This is a genomic window from Streptomyces sp. NPDC019443 (assembly GCF_044389785.1).
Lineage (GTDB): Bacteria > Actinomycetota > Actinomycetes > Streptomycetales > Streptomycetaceae > Streptomyces.
In genome coordinates this window covers 193,849-212,745 of record NZ_JBIRYJ010000010.1, presented here as the reverse complement: position 1 = coordinate 212,745, position 18,897 = coordinate 193,849, and the positions used below count along the sequence as shown (strand labels likewise).

Below are 18,897 nucleotides of genomic sequence, written 5' to 3'. Positions count from 1 at the left end.
GTCGCGGTTCCAGCTGTTGTAGCGGGAGGTTCCGCACTTGACGATGCGGGTGGACAGCCGCATCCGGCGCCCGGGAAGCAGCGCGTGAAGGACGCGGACCGTGGCGGGCGGGGCGGCAACCTTTCGCGGTCCTGGCCGGTCGAACAGGCGGCTTACCAAAGGATGACGAAAGGATCCGGCCGTGCGGAGAAGACGATGGACATTGGCGCTGCTCGCCGTGGGCGCGGGTGTGCTCGCTGTGCCGGCGGGGAGCCGGTCCTCGGGTCCGTCTGGGGTGATGGACACCAGGGGATTCCGGCTGGATCCTCCTGTGACCTTCGCCGACTTCCGCATGACTGACCGGTACGAGGACTCGTACGTCGGGGTGGTGGAATGCGTCGGCGAGCCCGCGGACTCGGACTGCCTCCGGAAGACTGGGTCGAATGTGACGGGTCCCGGTATCACGCCCGAGGACGCCGACAGGATCGTCAGGAATGCCACCGGGACGGGTGCCGACTACGTACGGCGGAGTGAGGTCCCGGAATCACAGAACGTACTCGTCTTCAGGGGTCTGCAGGGTGAGATCCCGGACCCCGAGGGGGTGGCCCGGCGCATGATGCGGTCGATCGAGCGGAACGAACAGGTCCCTTTCCGGCAGGGCTCGCACACGGAATGGTCAGGCCCCGCCCGGGACTTCCGAATCGAGGGTGCCCCTGGTGCTGTGATGATCTGCCGGGACAGCAGCTACAGCGAGGTTTTCGAGACGGAGATCGTGTCATGGATGGATGCGACCTGTGTCTGGGCGGATCAGAGTACGGTGGCCGCGACCAGAGGCCACGGCGTAAGGCTCGATGAGCTGGCGGTCCTCACCGCCGAACTCCACCGCACAGCACGTGTACGCAGGTGAGACACCGGGCCGGCCGTGGAGAACCCCGGCGTTTGCGGCCAGGGCCTGCACCGGAGGGTGACGAGGGCGCGACGGACGCCGCAGACCGCACACGAACTCGGAGCGAAGCCTACGCGGTGGGCAAACGGGCCAACTGCCAGGTCGCCGTCAGCGTCCACGCGGCCACCGCCACCGCTTCCTGCCCCCCAACTGGCAGCTGTATCTGCCCCGGGAATGGACCGATGACCGGGACCGCTGCCGGGCGAGACGAGGGGCGGCAGGGGACAGAGTGGGGAGCGCATCGCCCGATGCCAGACGCCCCTCGACGAGGACCTGGACGACGCGGACGTACGGATGGAGCTGTGGTTCACGCTGTGGCGAGGCTGAGGTGACCGCGTTCGGGGGCGGACGGTTCTGGCGAGAGCCCACCATTCGCGCCTGGCAAGCCTGTCACTTCCGAACCAAGTCCCCCCAGACTCAACCGTGTTGGAATTTCAGGCATGGTCACTCCTGCCGACGGATCCACGCGACTCGCCCCGGACGAGCCCTCGCGTCGCCTGCGCGCCGAGGTCGCGCGGTTGCACGACGAAGCGGCGCAGCAGAAGGCACTGGCCCATCGAAGGGCCGAATTCTGGAACAGGGTCCACATCGTGCTGGGTTTCCCCGCGGCTCTGCTCGCCGGCGTGGCCGGCGCCGCCGGACTGGCCACGGCGCACGCACGCGTCCCCGCGGCGCTGCTCGCCCTGGCCGCTGCCGGGTTCACGGCCGGGGCAGGCTTCCTGCAGAGCGATGCCAGGCGCGTGGCCAACAAACGCGCCCGGCAGGCGTGGGCGGACCTGGAGGGCAGGGCAAGCGTGAAGCTGGCGCACGAGCACCTGACCCCCGAAGACCTGCGCGAGCTGCTGGAAACCCGTCAGGCCGCGCTGGCCGCCTACGATGGTGACGGCCCTCAGCCGGGCCCGGCATCGGCGCTGCCCGGCTGAACGAGCGCGCCTTACGAGACTCCCGGCCAGACAGAGCCGTGGCGCCGCCACGGGGTCTGTCGCCCTGGTGACTCCGTCGTCGCAGAATTGAACAAACGAGGCAACCACGCAGTCTGAACGAGCAGTTGCGTCGTTTTCGCCCGCCCGAGGCAGGCCCGCAATGGCGATGCCTCTATTTCGGTTTACGAAGCGACGAACCGATGCGGGTCCACCCGCCGCGTCCCTGAGGAGTGGATTGCGGACAGTTGGTCGCCGACACCAGACAGGGTTGAGCGAGGACCGGGCTGCAGCCGGTTCTCGCGCAACTGTACTTGGCGGGCCTCGTAGTTATCCTCATGGCCCCTTCGAGCGCACACATCGTTCATCTGTATCCCACGAACTCGCAGTCTCTATGCCCACCTTGGGCCGGCGTCGATGGCCGGAAGTTATCAGCCGAAGTAAAACCAATGGGACAAGCAGTCACCATGCATGTCATGGTCTGGTCATGACGAAGACCGCATTGCTAGCCGCCGCAACCATCGGGGCAGCATCCCTTCTCGTCGGTCCCGCCACTCCCGCGCACGCAGCCGCGCCCTACTGGAACAAAAGCGTGAAGTGCAAACAGAAAGACTGGGATGACAGGGTCATACCCACACGCGTCGGAAATCCTGAACTTGGCTGGAACCACTTCTCCGGAAAGCACAACATCAAGAAATGCAAGGTCGTCAACGGCCCTCTCAACGGCAAGCCCGACAAGCAGCAGGGCGCTCGCCTGGAATACTGGGGCTACGCCATCAACGGCGGCCGCCAGGTGAAGATCGTCGTCATAGTTCAGTACGCGCGCAAGACTTCCGACGGGCGGTACGACGCAGGCAGGGGCAACAAGATCGGTGTCATCACCGCCTACTGCGCGAACGTGCCCAGGAATAAGTGCCCCAATTGGGTCAACCAGTGATACTCATGCATGAAGAGATCGCGGAGCAGCAGGCGGACATCACCCGCCTGCTGCTCCACCACGTGCACGCACCCCTCATCGACACTCATTACATCCGGGGCATCCTTCCCGTGCCGCCGCCCGCCGCAGCCATCCGCGTCGCCACCGGTGCCAATACCGCCCATACGCCGGAGGTGTTGACTGCCTACGAGATCCCCCTGCGCACAAACGACGACCTGGTCACCGCAGAGGACGTCACCAGCATCCTCCGCACGCTGCACACCGGCACACGGATCTACCCCAGCGACAGCGTCAGCAGCGTGATGGGCATGACTCTCGTCCACGTGGACCCCGCGACCGTGGATGTGGATGCCCCCACGCGGGACGACAACGCCCTGACCATCCTGCGCAGCATCGTGCATCCCTTCACCGAAGAGGAGCCAGACCCACGCCTGCGCGGATTCCTCTTCCTGGAACAGGACCGGCTGCGCCTCTACCTCGATACCGAGGAGGCCCCCGGCGTAATCGCCGCCGACGTGCGACCGTCCGGCGCCATCACCGCCCTGCTCGCAGCCCTGCCCTCCTTGATCACAGAGAGGGGGCGGATGAACGAGGACCGCGCTGATCCACACTGCTCCGTCGTGGTGGACCTCACCGACTGGTGATCGAACTCAAAGGGGTGCCGACCTCGATGACGTCTGGCGTACGGCATGGACACCTGCCAACGATGCTGTGTGTCGGCCCCCCAGTAGTTGCCCCTCAGCGATGCTCACCACACCAACCGAAACGGCGAGGTTAGGAAACTTCTGCATCTGGCGAAACAGAATCTGTTCGGCCACCGACTGCCGGCGTGGGTGCGCCTGGCGGGATCGATGTGACAGTCACCGGGTCCGCTAGCGGGGCTGATGTGTTCCTGGAGTGTGTCCGAAGGTACGGCGGAAGACGTCGATGAACGCGCTGGCGGACGACCAACCGCACATGTGTGCCACGGTGGTCACCGGCATGTTCTCGGCAAGCAGGACCAAGGCGTGGTGCAGGCGCAGTTGGGTGCGCCATTGCGGGAAGGTCATGCCGAGATCCGCCTTGAAGAGGCGGGAGAGGGTGCGGTCGCTGGCGCCGACCTCCCTGCCCAGTGCGGCCAGGGTGTGATTGTCGGCCGGATTCGTGCGCAGGATCTCGCACACTGCCCTCAGCTGAGGGGTGGTTGGGGTGGGCAGGTGCAGGGGCTGCTGGGCTGATGCCCGCAGCTGGTCAAGCAACACGGCCCGCAACCGCCCGCGTTCGGGGCCGTCGTCGTGCGGGGTGTGCGTGTAGACGAGGATCAGTTCACGGAGGAGGGGGCCGACTGTCAGCACGGTCGGCTCGTCCAGGCCGAGCGGGTTGTCACTCGCGGGCAGGCCGACCAGGTGCAGTTCGAGTTCGCCGTGGGCCTGGTGGGCATGCACGGTGCCGGCCGGTACCCAGATGGCGCGAGTACCCGGCGCGATCCACGAGCCCGTGCTGGTCGTCACGGCCAGCACTCCCCGGCCTGCGTAGACGATCTGGTGGTCGTCGTGGCGGTGGGCGTCTATGGCGGCTCCGGTCGCCAGCCACTGGGTGCGAGTCGGCGCTACGGGCTCGTGGCGGATTTCCGTCATTGATTGGCAGTTTATCGGAAGCGCGACATGTTGCTCAGCGATGACCATGGCGATGTGCCAAGGAATAAATCGATCACCATGCTGTCGGTCGGCCATGCCTGCGTGGACATCTACCAAGGCGCGGTCGCGTCGCTCGTCCCGTTCTTCGTCGCCGAGCGCGCCTACAGCTACGCCGCGGTCTCGGGCATCGTGCTCGCCGCGTCTCTGCTGTCCTCGGTGGCACAACCGGTGTTCGGCGCGCTCACCGACCGCTGGGCGATGCACTGGCTCCTGCCAGTGAGTACGATCCTCGGCGGACTGGGTATCGCCCTGAGCGGCCTGAGTGGTTCCTACGCTTCGACGCTGGCGTTCGTGGCGGTGTCCGGTGTTGGGGTCGCCGCCTACCATCCCGAGTCCGCCCGCGTCGCGCGGCTCGTCAGCGATGGCAGCCACACCGCGATGGGCTGGTTCTCCCTCGGTGGCAACCTCGGCTTCGCCGCCGCGCCGCTCATGGTCACCGCCGTCGTCACCTCCGGCGGTCTGCACCTGTCACCGCTGCTTGTGGTGCCCGCCCTCGCCGGCAGCGTGCTGTGCCTGCCCGTCCTGCGCGCACTGGAGAAGACAGTACGCGGCGGCTCCGGCACCGCAGTTGCGACGGGCGCCGACGACAAGGCCTCGTTCGTGAGGCTGTCGCTGGCCGTGGTCTGCAGGTCCATCGTCTTCATCGGCCTGAGCACGTTCATCTCGCTCTACACCCAGCAGCGTCCGGGAGGCAGTACGGCAGCGGGCACTGCGGCGCTGTTCGTGCTCTATCTCGGCGGCGCGGTGGGCTCTGTGCTGGGCGGCAGCCTGGCCAACCGCTGGGACCGGGTCACTGTCGCCCGCTGGTCGTACCTCGTCACGGTCGCCGCAGTCGCGGGAATCGTGTTCATACCCGGCCCTGCGATCTACGTGTTCGTGGCGCTGACCTCCGCCGGCCTGTACGTCCCCTTCTCACTGCAGGTCACCCTCGGCCAGGACTACCTGCCCACGCGCGTCGGCACCGCCAGCGGGATCACCCTCGGGCTGACCGTCAGCATCGTCGGCCTGGTCAGCCCTCTCATCGGCAGCGTCGCCGACGCAACCTCCCTGCGTACCGCCCTGACACCACTGATCCTGATGCCCGCCCTGAGCTGGCTGTTGTTCCGCACACTGCCCGAACCCACCGCGCCGAAGCCCACGGCGGCGGCGCAGCAGACCGGAGACGACACGAATGCCGAACTCTCTCCCGGGCGCGATCACCGCTGACCAACCTCCACGTCCGGCGGCCGGACGGCCCCAGCGGGCCCAGGACTTGAACGGCTCGTCGAGCACGTCGTCGCAGGACACTTGCCCCCTGAAGGACTGGGGCTGCCTGGCCGCTCAGCGACAGCCTTCGTGGCAGCTGCTGTCCAGCCACCCGACGTCCGCAGGCGAAGTCGAGTACTGCCGGTGCACCTGTGACGCGCTGGTGGTCCTCTACAAGGGTGAGCTCGCGGCATTCACCGGACCCCGGCACGCCCAGCCCCCCGCCGTTTCGGTTGGGATGAGGCGGGAGGGAGGAAACGCGAAAGTGAGCTGGGACGATGAACCAATCGACTCCTGAGCCACCCGCCAACGCAAAGCGCTGAGCTGGGAGGGCTCCAGCGCAATCAGCGAGCCGGCGGCGATCAGCCGGTTCACGGCCAATAGGCTCAGCGAAGCGGGGCGCTCGTGTGACCAGCGACAACCCCAACGGGAGTTGCGTACGCCACGTTTGAGCCATGGATTGAGCACTGGCTCTCTCCGGCCCGTTGACCTCGGTAACCGGTGCCACGCCTGAAGACCGGTGAATGAGTGAGGTTCGCACATGCCAAAGATCCTTCCGCAAGACACCGAGCAGCGCCTTCCGGCCGTTGGCTGCTGCCCAGCCTGGTCCCCCGACCACGGTTCCTTCCAGCGCATCACGCACTGAGCGGGGCAAGCCATGGACTATTGCTTCCCCTGCCGCCGCGCCCTCAACGGCGCCGTGACGTGCCCAGAGTGCGGTTCATACGACTCCGACATGGCAACAGCCAGCGACCGGAGCGGCAGTGCTGCGGCAGCCCACCCGGCGGTGCCGGATGCCCTCGTCATCGAGGGACCGGGGTTCTTCGAGTTCCCCGACGCTTCCTGGTCCCCCACTCCCCCAGCCGATGCGCCCGCAGCCCGGCGCCGCCGTCCGTCGCGACCGAAGAAGGGCGGTCGGGCCCTCGCCGCGGCCACCTTCGCCGTGCTCGGCGGCATCGCCGCTGCATCGCTGCTGTCCCAGCACTCCGCGGCCGGCCCCCCACAGGCGGCGCCGAGCCCGGAACAGGCATCTCCCGATGAGCCACATGTCACCGTCACCGACTCACCTGGGGCCTCACGTTCGCCGGAACGTGCGGCCACGCACCCGGGCAGAGGGAGCGACCGGGGCAGTAGTGCGACTCGGCGCCCTCGCGCGAGGGCCACTGACAGGCAATCACCGGCTTCGCAAACTCCCGCGGCCTCCACCAGTCCACCCGTGACGGTCAAGCCGACGCCCCGCCCCTCCAGTGTCCGCCCCAGCCACTCGGCCTCGCCGCCGACGACCCCCTCCCCAAGTCCCACCGGCAGTATCAGCACCCCGCCGCCCACGAGCAGTCCTGCGCCGAGCACTACGGGTGTGCCAGTGACCGATGCACTGGGCGAACGGACAGGGCCGTTGCTGCCGGACCGACTCCGAAGCGGGGCGGCGGTTGTTGGCACGATCACCGGGAGGTGGCCGATGCGATTGCCTGACACAGCGGCACATCCACAAGTGCCTGCTTCCGAAATCGCTGAAGTGACCTCTCGCGAGGCCTAGCCCGGCGATATGGACGATGGTGATGGCCAGGTGTTTGCCCGGTACTGCCCGGCCTGTGCTGAACGGCTTCGGCCAGACGCCGGCCCGAGGGTCCGGTTCTGATCGGCGGTGCGTCGTTCCAGGGCAGTGGCATCAGGCCCGCCGGGTGTGGGCGATGGTGGCGGCCCTGCGGGACGTCCGGGACTCTGCGGAGTGCCCATCGTGCGGGACGCGGTGGAACTCCAGGGGTGGGGGCATCAGGCAGGGACGCCGACGGCGAATTGGCCCTGATCGAGGCCCTGTTGTCGCCCACGGTCTGCGAGGTCGGCGCGGGCGGCCGAGAAACATCTCCGCCTTGAGATCGTCGACGTGGAGGTCATCTGCCGGGACCTGTCACGGCCCTATGCCGAGGGTGCCCGGGCGGGCGCCCCGCAGGCGGTGCCCCGCGAGGACGGCTGGGACGCGGACGACGACGGCTACGAGCGGGTCCGGTAGACGCCAGGTGCCCGGGCGTGGGCCGCCACGCTCTCCGCCCGGGCACCTGGGTTCACGGGCCCCGCCGGGCCCTACCAGAGCAGCGACCGCACTGTGTGCGATCCCACCTTTTCTTGCGCAACCCTCGGCGTCTGGCGAAATCCCGTTGGTGAATGTCACTCCAGCCACTTCTGCGGGGGAAGACTGCCTATTAGCGTCATCGCGGAAATTACTTCGCCGCCGGGCCAAGTGGCTTCCCAGAGAAGGGCAAATCCCGACCATGACCGTCGTCGCGCCGATATTGATCGGCGTTCTGTACGTATGCCTCATGTCCCTCATCCGCGCGCCGCACCGGCGCCGCTTTAATGCGGTCATGGTGGCCGGGGCCGGGGCCGCGTACATCAGTGGTGGGGGCTTCGGCCCCTGGGAACTTGTTATCACGACCGTCATCGCCTACTGCGCGTACCGTGGCCTGGAGTCGTGGACGTTCATCGGCATTGCGTGGCTGCTGCACACCGGTTGGGACCTGCTGCACCACCTGCAGGGAAACCCGATTGTCCCGTTCGTGGAGCACTCCTCCTTCGGTTGCGCGATCTGCGACCCCGTGATCGCCGCGTGGTGCTTCACAGGTGGTCCCTCGGTCACGGATTTCCTCCGATCGCGGATCTCCCGCTGCTGGTCGACCCTCGGGCCGCGACGCCTGGTCACGACGTCGGAAAATGACTAGGCGGCATGCACAGCCGCCACAGCTGTCGCCCCGAGGCGGTAGCTCTTGCTCATACCTGCTCCCCAGCGGTCGACCGCGGAGCACCACCCAGCACGGACTCGCAGTCCTGCCAGGCGGCAGTGCTCAGCAAGGGGCGGAGTCTGGTGAACAGATCCAACAGGTCGCCGCCCCGCCGCTCGCGGAAAGCGCTGTCGACGTGTGCGATGTCCAGTTCGTTGGCCGCGGTGAGTTCAGCGAAGTCCTTCTTCTCCTGCAAGGTGGGTGTGCGGGTGCGGCTGGTGAATCGATCGTGGAAGCGCATCGAGTGGTCGGTGATCGTTGCGTACGTCGCTTGCCGGTCACAACTCGCGTAGAGGTACACGATGGACTCGGCCTCCGCACCGGTGACGTCCTGCAGGACTGCGCGCTGACGAGGCAGCAACAGGACGGGGGCGAACCCGCCGGTGCCGTAGAACGCGTGGCACAGGCCGGCGAGCTGCAGCGCGGGGCGGGCGCTCCAACGGGCGAGTCTGTGCCGTACCCGGTCGAGGTGGGCCAACAGGGTTCCTCCGGGGTGGTCGAGCTCTTCTGCTCCCAGCTCGTGCAGAAGGCGGCGTGCCGCGTGGCTCGGATCGCTGGTCGGGGTCATGGAAGGGCTCCTTCAGCCGCTCGATCGTCATATGGCCAAGGCGACGGCCGCCGCGACGCCGTTGGCTAGTGCGGCGAGGACGGTCGTGGCGGCGTTCAGGCGCCGCAGGTCATCGGGCAGGAGCGTGCCGAACAAGGCCATAAGCAGGACGCCTTGGGCCGCGCCGAAGTAGCCGCCGTAGACCGCTGTCCCCAGCACTCCGCCCCACACCGGCACGCCCCCGTCCTTGCTCCCGTATCCGCTGCGCTGCTGCAGCCACCCGGTGAGGCGGGGCTGCAGCAGAACCAGAGCGCAGGCGAACAGGATGAGCACGGGCACCGCGGCCTTGACGTGCCGCCTGGCAGTGTCAGGAGGAGCAGCGCGCCAGCGAGTCCGCCGATGAGTGCCGCGCCACCGAGTCTGAGCAGCCGCGGCCGCTGCCCCTTGAGTTCTCGGTGGTAGCCGCAGGCGGCGCCGAGGACGCCCGGCACGAGGCCGATGGTGTTCGAGACGCTGGCCAGGACGCGCGGCCAGCCGAAGGCGAGCAGCGTGGGGAAGGTGATCAGGGTGCCGGAGCCCACGACGGTATTGATGCCGCCTGCCGCGATGGCGGCTGTTTCGAGAGCTTGCACGGGTCGCCTTCCGGGCACGGTCCAGCGCCGGGGCGCGAGGGATCCGCATGTAGGAGGTGGGCTTGGCGTACGGGGAGGGTCGGCACCCGGCGCACGCCCAGCACACCGTCCGGAGCGACGCGCTGAGCTCGGCCGGGTTGCCGCCCTGGGCCCGGCAAGATCGTCCCGTCCAACCAAGTGCCAAGTCAATCCTCGGGTTTCCTTACCCTCCCCAAAGCTGTAACTTCACCCCTCATGACTCTCGACGACCTGCGCGTCTTCGTCGCCGTCTGCCGCACCGGCAGCCTCAGCGCCGTCGCCCGCGACCTGTCCTGCACCCAGTCCGCCGTCAGCCAGCACATCAAGCGCCTGGAGCGGGAAACGGGCGTCGCCCTCCTGGAGCGCCACCCGCGCGGCGTCATACCCACCCCGGCCGGACAGCTCCTGCACACCGCCGCTGCCGGAGGACTCGGTGACATCGACCACGCCCTGCGCCGCCTGCGCGACCTGGTGCACGGCGAAGGCGGTTCGGTCCGCGTCACCACCGGCGCCACCACCGTGCGCCACTTCATGTCCGAGGCCGTGGTCGCCTTCCGTCGCCAACATCCCAAGGTGAGCCTGGAGTTCGAGACCACTCACTCCAGCCGCAGCTGCTTCGACGCACTCCTCGCCGGCGGACTCGACCTCGCGTGGATCACTCTCGACGAACCAGTGCGCGGCATCGAGCAGCGCCCCGTGGTCGAACTGCCCTGGGTCCTCGCCGTCGCCGCGGACGACCCCCTGGCCTCCAAGTCCCGCCTCAACCTGGCCGAGTTGGCCGACATCCGAATGATCGCCCTACCCGAGAACGCAATCTCCCGGTCCCGTCTGGACGCCTGGCTCACCGAGGCGGGGATCGCGCCGCGCTCGGACACGAGCGTCGCAGACTGGGACACCGCGATCCTCCTGGCGGAACTCGGCCTGGGCCACGCGATCGTCCCCGACCTGCCCGCCTGGCACGGCCCCGCCCACCCCGACCTGCGCCTCATCCCCGTCCCCGAACTACCCGCCCTGTGGACCGGCTGGGCCGTCCGCCGCTGGAACGCGCTCTCCCCGCTAGCGCGTACCTTCGCGGACACGGTGGAGCAGCACTGCGACGCAACGTTCCCGGCAACGCGACCCCCCCCCAGGTAATACCCCAAACGCCGAGACCTCTGGGAAGAGCGCGCCTCGCTCTCCCCAGGGACGCTGAAGCCCTCCACTCGATCTACGAGCTACCTGCCCGACTTCAGGCTCTGACGACATCGGGGCCGTGTCGGTGAGTCCGGCTCTCCTTCGCCCTCAATGGTGCTCCGCGCGAACGCCTCTGGTACCTCGATCATTAAGGCACCTTGTGCGCCAACCGAAGCCGCCGCGAAGCCCGGCCCGGCCTGCAGCTGTCAGTACCACCGCCAGAAACCCCGAGTCCGACCGTCTCGGGTATCAGTCCAAAGCGACGGATCCGGACCACATCGTCTGAGACGGCGGCCCGTATCCGCACTCGCCGGACCAGATCAATTGAGAAATCCGCCAGTCCAGCGTCTCAAATCATCCGGTCGCCGCAGGTCACAGCCATAACCATGGACCAGATCATTTGAGATGGGACAGACGCGGCCAAAACTCGAAATCTATGTATCGGACGTCCGTGTAATCCGCTCGCTGGCCGGCCCAGGTGGTGCCGCCTGCCTGGAAATAGGACTCCGTGATGGCGCCTCCGCAACGATCGTGTTCTGTGAGTAGTTGTCACTGAAGCGGAGGTTCCCTCACGGGCGGTGCGGTGACACCGGGTACCAGTGATCGCGGTGAACCCCGGTGTGCTACTGAACCTGATTGGGTGATGTCGGGGATGTTTGCCTGACGCCGGCCTGTCGGCTGCGGTAGCTGTGGGGCTGTGAGGTACGCGCAGGGCGGCGGGCTGACCGACGCCGAGAGGGCCGCGCGGGAGCGGATCCGGCTGCAGGCCGTGGAACGCTTCGAGGGCGGGGAGAAGAACCGGGAGATCGCTGCCGCGCTGCGGGTGAGCGAGCGGTCGGTGGAGCGGTGGCGCCGGGCTTGGCGCGAGCGAGGCGAGGCCGGGATCCTGTCGAAGGGATCGCCGGGACGCCCCAGGCTCAGCCCCGTTCAGATTGCGAGACTGGCGCGGGAGTTGGAGCGTGGACCGCTCGTCCACGGCTGGGCCGATCAGCGGTGGACGCTGGCGCGAGTCAAGACGCTGATCGGTCGGCTGTTCCACGTTTCGTACACGGTGGAAGGCACGTGGCGGCTGCTGAAGCGGCACGGCTGGTCGTGGCAGCAGCCCACCCGCCGGGCGATCGAGCGCGACGATGCGGCGGTTGAGCTGTGGAAGAAGGAGGTCTGGCCGCGGGTAAGAGCTGTGCGGCGGCGTGTAACGGCTGGATCGTCTTCGAGGATGAGGCCGGCCAGTCGATGACGCCGCCGCGCTCTCGAACCTGGGGGCGGATCGGCCGGACCCCAGTCGTCCGGGTTCGCGGCCGGGGCTCCGGACGGGTGTCGATGGCGGGTATGACCTGCTACAAGCCGGGCGAGCGGTCCCGGCTGATCTATGCCATCCGCGAGTACCGAGTGCGCAAGGGCGAGCCGAAGGGCTTCGGCTGGCGGGACCTCCGCGACCTCTTGGTGCGTGCCCGCATCCAACTCGGCGGACCGATCGTGCTGGTCTGGGACAACGTCCGCCTCCACCTGACCGCCGGGATGCGGGAGTTCATCGCCGCGAATGCCGCCTGGCTCACCGTGTTCCAGCTGCCCACCTACGCGCCGGACCTGAACCCGCAGGAGGGCATCTGGTCGCTGGTCAAGCGCGACATCGGCAACCTCGCCGCAGCCGACCTGGGCCAGATCACCAGGGCCGTGAAGCGCAGGCTCAAGCAGATCCAGTACCGCCCGGACTTCGTCGACAGCTGCCTTGCGGGCACCGGCCTCATCACGACTGAGCGGCGCTGCGCTGCAGAATCGTCAGTCGCCGTAGTACCGGTCGTAGGAGGCGGAGCGCTCCTCCACTGAGAAGCTCTCGAATTCACCGTCCGCCTCGAGCTCGCGCAGTCGATCCAGCGCCGCCGCCGCAGCAGGTGCACGGTTGGCTGAGAGGTGGGCCTTCGTCGCGTCGAGCCCGTGCCCAAGCAGGAATTCGATGTCGATCGAGCACGCTGCGTCGAAGCTGGCTTGCTTCGCACTCCAGACCAGGAGCACGTCGTCGACGTCGCCGCTGTTGAACAGCTGGAAGCAGCAGAGCCTCATCAGCTCGGTGTCGCCCTCGCCCTGGGCGCGTCGCTCACGCGCCGTGTGCTCTCTGAGGAGTGCGCGGACCTCGTCGAGATCCGCGCCGACGGGGCGAAGCCCGTAGCGGCGCAAGCTTTCCTTGACATCCATCGCTGGTCTCCTTGATCGTCCGGCCCGACCCGTGGCCTGTCGGCCCCGCCCATCGCCGTTTGGTCGGACGACGGCCCCTCTGCCGGTCACAGTATGCACACCGAGGGTCGGCCCATGTGGGTCGGCGGCCACCGGCGCAGGTGACCGAGGGCCCACGCCACCCGACATCACCCAATCAAGTTGAGTAGCCAGCGTGCACGCAACTGTTCGTGTCCCACCGGCGTCTGAACCCGTATGAAGACCCACACGCACCCGCGTGTCCGGATCCGGATCACGCGGGGGACCATGGCGGCGGCCATGGGAGTGGCATTGCTGCCGATCTCCGCGTGCGCCAGCGACCCGCCCGCACCCCCGCGCCCCACCGGAAAGCCCTCGATCGAGCCCTGTCTGACGCCATCGAACGATCTCGTCGTGGACGTGGACGGCGATGGCCACGCCGATCGCGTCTCCGATCCGTCACGTGTCGGAAAGCGGCTGACCATCGCCTTCGGCAAAGACTCCGGTTACGGCACACCAGTGGGGGCCAGGCAACTGGTCGGCAGCGCCGGGAAAGATCAGCACGATGTCCTGGCCGCTGTCTCAGATTTCGACCAAGACGGGTGGACCGACCTTGTGGTGGTGGCCACTGGAAAGTGGCGCGGCGATGATCCGATCGACCCGCGCGTCGCCCAGGTTCGGTGGGGGCCGTTCTCAGCTGCGGGCGGCGGCCAGCGCACCCGCGACCTCGACCTTGGTGAGACGCGCGGCATCGCCGTCGCCGACTACAACCACGACCGCTATCCCGACCTGGCTGTCTTCACCTACGCCGGCGACGGCGTCTACGAGACGGAGGCGCGCCTCGGTAGCCAGAGCGACGGGATCGCCGACGCAACGAACCGGGTGCGCGACAGGTACACCGTCGACGACTACACAGGCGACCCCACTCCGCGAAACATGCCCCGCTCCGGCCTGAGCGAATTCCTCCCAGACTGCCCTAACCGACAGGGCAGTTGAGTGCAGGCCCCCACAGCGGGTGGGCATGAACTGCGGTCGGCGGCGGGGCCGGTCCAGCTCATCGTGACGCCGGGCGGAGCCGCAATGTGCTCGGTTGTCCCGGGCCTGCTTCGGTCGGCTTCGACCAGCGCGCATGCCAGGGCTGACGCCCATTAGGTGACGTGCGCGGCCTGCCGGGAGGTGTTACGGGTCAGGTGGGTGGCGTGACCGGCGTGGCAAGCCAGCCGAAGGACGTTGTCACGGGACGGGCCGAGGCTGCGCCTGGCCGGCAGCGTTCGTCGCTCCCCGGGTGCCCTGGGGACACCCCTTCATGTCGTCGCTGCGGCGCAGGACGTACAACTTGCCCATGACTAGAACTCCTAACGCAATGACGCGTGCCGCCCCAAGTAGGTTAAGAAGCCTTCGAGGCACAGAAGGGTTATCGGTGGACGGGGCCCCTGGTCCGCCTGCTAGTTCTTGTTCAGTGTTCGGGTCACGCCTGCGACGACGGCCGTGGTGAGCATCCAGCCTGCGGCGATCAGTACATACGCCAGCCACTGTGTGCCGGGGGTTGTCCAGTGCCACGCCTCCCGCTGGCCCAGGCCGCCGATGGGAATCAACAAGTCAAGGGTGTAGGCGACCGGATTGAACGGTTGCCCCTCTCCCGGCTTCGTCGCGGCCGGTGAGTGCGTACTGAACACCGCCGAACCGAGCGCGATCAGTGCCGTCAGCCACAGCCCCGCCAGCCACGGGCGATAGCCGTAACCCACCGTGGCATCCAGCAGGTACCCCCACGCCCGTGCGGCCGGGTGCAGGGTGCGCCGTCGGTGGCGTTGCTTGGCCAGCAGGACCCGGCGCGCGTCGGCGTCATGGCCGACCTGGCGATACCAGCCCGCGAGTTGCTCGTACGGTTGCGGGGCGTAGCCCCGGGAGCGGCGGATCCAGGTGATCCGGCCGGCCACGGTGTCCCAGACGGCGCCGTCCGTGGTGTCGATGGCGTTGTACGTGAAGCCGTCCAGCCGTATCTCCTGCGGCCAGCTGAACTCGGTGTCATGCAGAACCCCGACACGAGCGTCCCGCAGATCCAGTGCTCCAGAAGGCAGCACGCCGAACCGGATGTCGAGGTCACCGGCTTGGAGGCGTGTGCAATCCAGGGCCACGTCGGGATCGGCAAGGGTGGCGCCCTCGAACGTCATCAGGTCCCCGACCTGAACGCCTCGCAGGCGTACCGTGCCGTCCGCGACGATTCCGGTGGCGAGCAGACACCCGAAGGTCGCACGGTCCGCGAGCACGGAGGCGCTGCCGTCAGGACTCTCCAGCCGCGCGCCTTCCATGAGAATGCCGGTGCGCAGTTCAGCGCCCAGGAGCACGGTTTGCCCGCGCGCGACGAACCCGTCCCTGCACAGGAGGGCGCCTTCGACGATGGCGTCGCTGACGTTCAAGGCCTCCGAGTTCTCCGGTGGCCGCAGACTCGCGCCGCAGAGGTCGAACTCGCCGGTTATCCGAGCGTTGACGACAGTGACCCTGCCGTTCTCGACCAGCGCGCGACGGAGATCGAACTGTCCGTCGATCCGGGCCGACCGGGCGTCGATACCCGGCACCCGAGTACCAGTCATCCGGATCATCCGGGTCGATGCCCCGGAGAGCCGGACCTGCTCTTCGAGCCAGCAACCGTCGAGGCATAGAGGGCTCAGGACCTCTGCCCCCTCAAGGTCGATGCGTCCAGTGATCCGCGCCCCTGCGAGCCGCAGCGCGGCAACCGCATGCGTGGAACGGTCATTGCCCCTTAGCAATAGCCCGGTCACCACGGTGGCCCGCACTGAACGATCCGTTCCCCAACCGTCGCCCCCGGTCGGATCGTCCTCAGCGGAGATGCCGGTACGCAGGTCCACCCAGCGTCCCTCGGGGAAGGCGTCCCACAACTCACGTTCCGTCGGCGTCAGCTCGTCGTATGTCAGCACGAGCGCACACTAGTGATCAGCCGGCGGTTGACCCAATGAAATGAATCAGTGCTGATGGGCGTGACCGTAGGGCGAGTTGAGCATTCTTCGCGTAGTGGGGACATCACCGTGGATCGTGTCCGATGGGCCGGGTCGGCCATCCCCGCCGCAGGCCCGACTCGCTCTTCGCCGACCTTGGCTATGACCACGACGTCTACCGCGTCCGTCAACGCGGGATTGTGCCAGCCATCGCCCGCCGCGGAACCCGGCACGGCACGGGACTGGGCATCTACCGATGGGTGGTTGAGCGGACCGCCTGGCTTCACGGTTTCAAACGCCTCGCATCCGCTGGGAACGGCGAGCCGACATCCACGAAGCCTTCCTACAGCTCGCCTGCTCTCTGATCACCCACCGGCAGATCAACTCATTGTGGTAGCCGTTGTAAGACTGATCATTGTCGCCGAGGACTGATGATCAGTATGTTCGTCCCACCGAAGGTTGGTACGTCGGGGCCTCAGGGGGTTTGATGCTGGACACGCTGGTGACAACGGCCGCTGGTGCACTTTCCGCCACAGCGGGTGTGCTGGTCGGCGGTATCGTCACACGCCGTGCTCAAGATCGTCAGTGGACACGTGATCAGCAGCTTGCCGCCTACCAGGAGCTGTTCAGCCACTACGCCAAGTTCACGATGGAACTCAGGCGAGCGCATGGTGACCGGCGCGGCTGGGACTACGACTGGGGCGAGTGGAGCGCGGCCTTGATACGCGTAAGCCTGGTCGCCCCCAGGGAAGTTGCGACGGAAATCGACAACTTCGGCCGCGCCATCAACTCCTTCCTGGACCAGGTGGAGCGAGGCGAACGCACCCCGCTACGCGACCCGCTAAGTCCGGAGGAGTTCGAACAGGCCAGGCAAGCACCCGCCCAAGCGCAGGTGACGCTGGTCAACGTCATACGACGTTCACTGGGCAATGATCATAAGGGGCTGCCCTTCGGAATTGGCGGGTAAGGCAACGACGCCGGCATGCCGGGGTGCTGCCCAAACTCGCCAGCATTTCCCACCCCACTGATGGCGAAGCGGTGTCGAGACTCACTGACATGCGCTTCCAGTCGAATCGCCACCGCTCCGGCTCGCTGAACGCGCCCACCTCTCGGATGCGCGACCAGCTGTTCGACGCCGCCGAGCGCGTCCTGCTCCGGGACGGGCCGAGCGCGCTGACCAGCCGGGCGGTCACCACGGAGGCAGGCTGCGCCAAGGGCGTCCTGCACCGGCACTTCGCCGACCTCGACGCCTTCCTCGCCGAGCTCGTGCTGGACCGCATCGCCCGGATCGACAACCAGGCCGCCGCCCTGCGCAACGCCGCCGGGACCGGCACCGTCGCCGGCAACCTCACCGGCGCGCTGACGGCCCTGTTCGGGTCGGTCGCTGTGGCGATCGTCGACCTCGTCACCTCCCGGGACGACCTGCGCGCCCGGCTGTGCCAGGCCAGGCCGACTGGCGTCCCGGTCCTGACGGAAGCTGCGGCCATGATCGCCTCCTACCTCACCGCCGAGCGGAAACTGGGCCGCGTCGTGGCGGATGCCGACGTCGACCGCTCGCTCCCACGCTGATCGGGGCCGTGCACATGCTGTTCGCCGACCGGAAAGGCACCCCGCCGAAGCCTGGAGCTGTCCACAAGGTCGTGACCACGGTCATCGCCGACGTCGTGCAAGATCCGCTGCTATGAACGGACGCAGCAAGCCCGGACCCGGGGAATCGGGCACCCTTACGCGCACGAACTCGGCCTGGCAGACAGGTCCAACTGGCTGAGCTCGGGCGTCCGTCGGCTGCCCTCATCGACCTGACCGCCGGGGCTCCGGTCGGCGCCGTAGCCCACCGCTGCGGCTGCCAGATATCCGCTATCCGCATGGTCCACACGTGAGCCGATGTTCCACCACGGGCACATGCCGGGTGCTGGATGCTTCCGCGCCTCTGGCAGGCTGGGCGCGTGACGTCAAGGACCGCCGAGGAGTTCACTGCCCACCGCCGCAGGATGTTCGGCCTGGCCTACCGGTTGCTCGGCTCCGCCGAGGAGGCGGAGGACGCGGTGCAGGACGCGTATCTGCGCTGGAGTGGCGCCGACCGTGCGGCGATCGAGCACCCGGGGGCCTGGCTCGCCAGGGTCGTCACCAACCTCTGCCTCAACCGGCTCACCTCGGCCCGTGTGCAGCGCGAGGAGTACGTGGGGCCGTGGCTGCCGGAACCGGTGTTCACGCAGGACGGTTCGCTCGGCCCCATGGAGTCCGCCGAGCAGCGCGACGCCGTGTCGACGGCGCTGCTGGTGCTGCTTGAGCGGCTCACGCCGACGGAGCGTGCGGTCTACGTTCTGCGCGAGGCGTTCGACTACGGCCATCGGGACATCGCCGGGGTGCTCAACCTGAGCGAGGCCAACTGCCGCCAGCTGTACCGCAGGGCGGTCCAGCGGGTGGCGACGCCCGAGGCTCGCTTCACGCCGGCAGCCGAGCGGCAACGCGAGCTCGTCGAGTCCTTCGTCATGGCAGCACGCGAGGGGGATCTGGCAGGACTGGAGAAGCTGCTCGCCAAGGACGTCACCTGGTGGAGCGACGGCGGCGGCAAGGTCACCGCGGCCCGGCGCCCACTCCTCGGCCGGGAGACGGTTGTGCGCTTCCTGGTGGGCGGCGCGCAGCGGTTCGCGGGCGGCTGGGACCTCACGGTCGCCGAGGTCAATGGGGCACCGGCCCTGGTGGCGCACGCGGCGGAGCAGCTCATCGCCGTCGCCTCCTTCGAACTGCGCGACGGCGTCATAGCCCAGGCGCGGGTCGTCGTGAACCCGGGCAAACTCGTGTTCGCGGGCCGACAGTTCGCCGCAATGTCCCCCGGGGGCCTGACCCACGAGTGAGTGCGGTCACGAGGAGGCTGTCACATCTCCGGGTGCTCGTCGGTT

The 18,897-nt window shown here is 67.9% G+C and carries 17 protein-coding genes and 4 pseudogenes; 16 read left to right on the top strand and 5 right to left on the bottom strand.

The window, feature by feature from the left end:
* Window positions 1–181: 181 nt before the first annotated feature.
* The 5 genes and pseudogenes from ACH492_RS28050 (at window position 182) to ACH492_RS28030 (ending at window position 3,426) form a co-directional block, all read left to right on the top strand.
* Window positions 182–886, top strand: coding sequence for a hypothetical protein (locus tag ACH492_RS28050; RefSeq protein WP_398990446.1), 705 nt, complete (start codon window positions 182–184; stop codon window positions 884–886).
* 113 nt (window positions 887–999) lie between these two features.
* A pseudogene (locus tag ACH492_RS28045) lies at window positions 1,000–1,121 on the top strand (transposase); the annotation flags it as partial.
* 244 nt (window positions 1,122–1,365) lie between these two features.
* Window positions 1,366–1,848 carry a hypothetical protein gene (locus ACH492_RS28040; RefSeq protein WP_398990445.1) on the top strand — a complete coding sequence of 161 codons (483 nt, stop codon included), beginning with the start codon at window positions 1,366–1,368 and terminating at the stop codon, window positions 1,846–1,848.
* A 484-nt stretch (window positions 1,849–2,332) separates the two neighbouring features.
* Window positions 2,333–2,782 (top strand): hypothetical protein, encoded by a 450-nt coding sequence (locus tag ACH492_RS28035; RefSeq protein WP_398990444.1) that lies wholly within the window; start codon window positions 2,333–2,335, stop codon window positions 2,780–2,782.
* Window positions 2,783–2,787: 5 nt separating this feature from the next.
* Entirely contained in the window at window positions 2,788–3,426 is a 639-nt protein-coding gene (locus ACH492_RS28030; protein ID WP_398990443.1) for a hypothetical protein, read from the top strand.
* 228 nt (window positions 3,427–3,654) lie between these two features.
* Here the strand turns inward: ACH492_RS28030 and ACH492_RS28025 are convergent, their stop codons facing one another.
* Window positions 3,655–4,398 (bottom strand): AraC family transcriptional regulator, encoded by a 744-nt coding sequence (locus ACH492_RS28025; RefSeq protein ID WP_398990442.1) that lies wholly within the window; start codon window positions 4,396–4,398, stop codon window positions 3,655–3,657.
* Window positions 4,399–4,452: 54 nt separating this feature from the next.
* On the opposite strand from ACH492_RS28025, the gene ACH492_RS28020 reads away from it, so the two are divergent.
* The 3 genes from ACH492_RS28020 (at window position 4,453) to ACH492_RS28010 (ending at window position 8,420) form a co-directional block, all read left to right on the top strand.
* Entirely contained in the window at window positions 4,453–5,664 is a 1,212-nt protein-coding gene (locus ACH492_RS28020; protein WP_398990508.1) for an MFS transporter, read from the top strand.
* A 1,924-nt stretch (window positions 5,665–7,588) separates the two neighbouring features.
* On the top strand, window positions 7,589–7,714 hold the full coding sequence (locus ACH492_RS28015; protein WP_398990441.1) for a hypothetical protein: 126 nt from the start codon (window positions 7,589–7,591) through the stop codon (window positions 7,712–7,714).
* Between the two features lie 259 nt (window positions 7,715–7,973).
* Window positions 7,974–8,420 (top strand): DUF6010 family protein, encoded by a 447-nt coding sequence (locus ACH492_RS28010; RefSeq protein WP_398990440.1) that lies wholly within the window; start codon window positions 7,974–7,976, stop codon window positions 8,418–8,420.
* Between the two features lie 49 nt (window positions 8,421–8,469).
* Here the strand turns inward: ACH492_RS28010 and ACH492_RS28005 are convergent, their stop codons facing one another.
* On the bottom strand, window positions 8,470–9,048 hold the full coding sequence (locus ACH492_RS28005) for a DUF6817 domain-containing protein (RefSeq protein WP_398990439.1): 579 nt from the start codon (window positions 9,046–9,048) through the stop codon (window positions 8,470–8,472).
* A gap of 27 nt (window positions 9,049–9,075) precedes the next feature.
* A pseudogene (locus ACH492_RS28000) lies at window positions 9,076–9,608 on the bottom strand (TSUP family transporter).
* A gap of 285 nt (window positions 9,609–9,893) precedes the next feature.
* Here ACH492_RS28000 and ACH492_RS27995 point away from each other — a divergent pair.
* From ACH492_RS27995 to ACH492_RS27985, 3 genes are all read left to right on the top strand, one after another.
* A complete protein-coding gene (locus tag ACH492_RS27995) occupies window positions 9,894–10,811 on the top strand; it encodes a LysR family transcriptional regulator (protein ID WP_398990438.1) in 918 nt (305 codons plus the stop codon).
* Between the two features lie 736 nt (window positions 10,812–11,547).
* A complete protein-coding gene (locus ACH492_RS27990) occupies window positions 11,548–12,087 on the top strand; it encodes a winged helix-turn-helix domain-containing protein (protein WP_398990437.1) in 540 nt (179 codons plus the stop codon).
* Window positions 12,084–12,677, top strand: coding sequence for a transposase (locus tag ACH492_RS27985; protein WP_398990436.1), 594 nt, complete (start codon window positions 12,084–12,086; stop codon window positions 12,675–12,677). Before ACH492_RS27990 ends, ACH492_RS27985 begins: the two co-directional genes overlap by 4 nt.
* Here the strand turns inward: ACH492_RS27985 and ACH492_RS27980 are convergent.
* The gene (locus ACH492_RS27980; RefSeq protein ID WP_215180532.1) at window positions 12,630–13,043 is read right to left on the bottom strand and encodes a hypothetical protein; all 414 of its coding nucleotides are present in this window, start codon (window positions 13,041–13,043) and stop codon (window positions 12,630–12,632) included. The two genes, ACH492_RS27985 and ACH492_RS27980, sit on opposite strands and share 48 nt — an antisense overlap.
* 285 nt (window positions 13,044–13,328) lie before the next feature.
* Here ACH492_RS27980 and ACH492_RS27975 point away from each other — a divergent pair, with 285 nt between their 5' ends.
* Window positions 13,329–14,036: an FG-GAP repeat domain-containing protein gene (locus tag ACH492_RS27975; protein ID WP_398990435.1), complete on the top strand. Its 708-nt coding sequence runs from the start codon at window positions 13,329–13,331 to the stop codon at window positions 14,034–14,036.
* Between the two features lie 449 nt (window positions 14,037–14,485).
* On the opposite strand, the gene ACH492_RS27970 is transcribed toward ACH492_RS27975, so the two are convergent.
* Window positions 14,486–15,976, bottom strand: coding sequence for an oxidoreductase (locus ACH492_RS27970; RefSeq protein WP_398990434.1), 1,491 nt, complete (start codon window positions 15,974–15,976; stop codon window positions 14,486–14,488).
* Between the two features lie 125 nt (window positions 15,977–16,101).
* On the opposite strand from ACH492_RS27970, the pseudogene ACH492_RS27965 reads away from it, so the two are divergent.
* The 4 genes and pseudogenes from ACH492_RS27965 to ACH492_RS27950 form a co-directional block, all read left to right on the top strand.
* A pseudogene (locus ACH492_RS27965) lies at window positions 16,102–16,391 on the top strand (IS5/IS1182 family transposase); the annotation flags it as partial.
* Window positions 16,392–16,481: 90 nt separating this feature from the next.
* Window positions 16,482–16,961, top strand: a complete 480-nt coding sequence (locus ACH492_RS27960) for a hypothetical protein (protein WP_398990433.1) — start codon at window positions 16,482–16,484, stop codon at window positions 16,959–16,961.
* 146 nt (window positions 16,962–17,107) lie between these two features.
* Window positions 17,108–17,679 (top strand): annotated as a pseudogene (locus tag ACH492_RS27955) (TetR/AcrR family transcriptional regulator).
* 261 nt (window positions 17,680–17,940) lie between these two features.
* A complete protein-coding gene (locus ACH492_RS27950; protein ID WP_398990432.1) occupies window positions 17,941–18,852 on the top strand; it encodes an RNA polymerase sigma-70 factor in 912 nt (303 codons plus the stop codon).
* Window positions 18,853–18,897 lie beyond the last annotated feature (45 nt).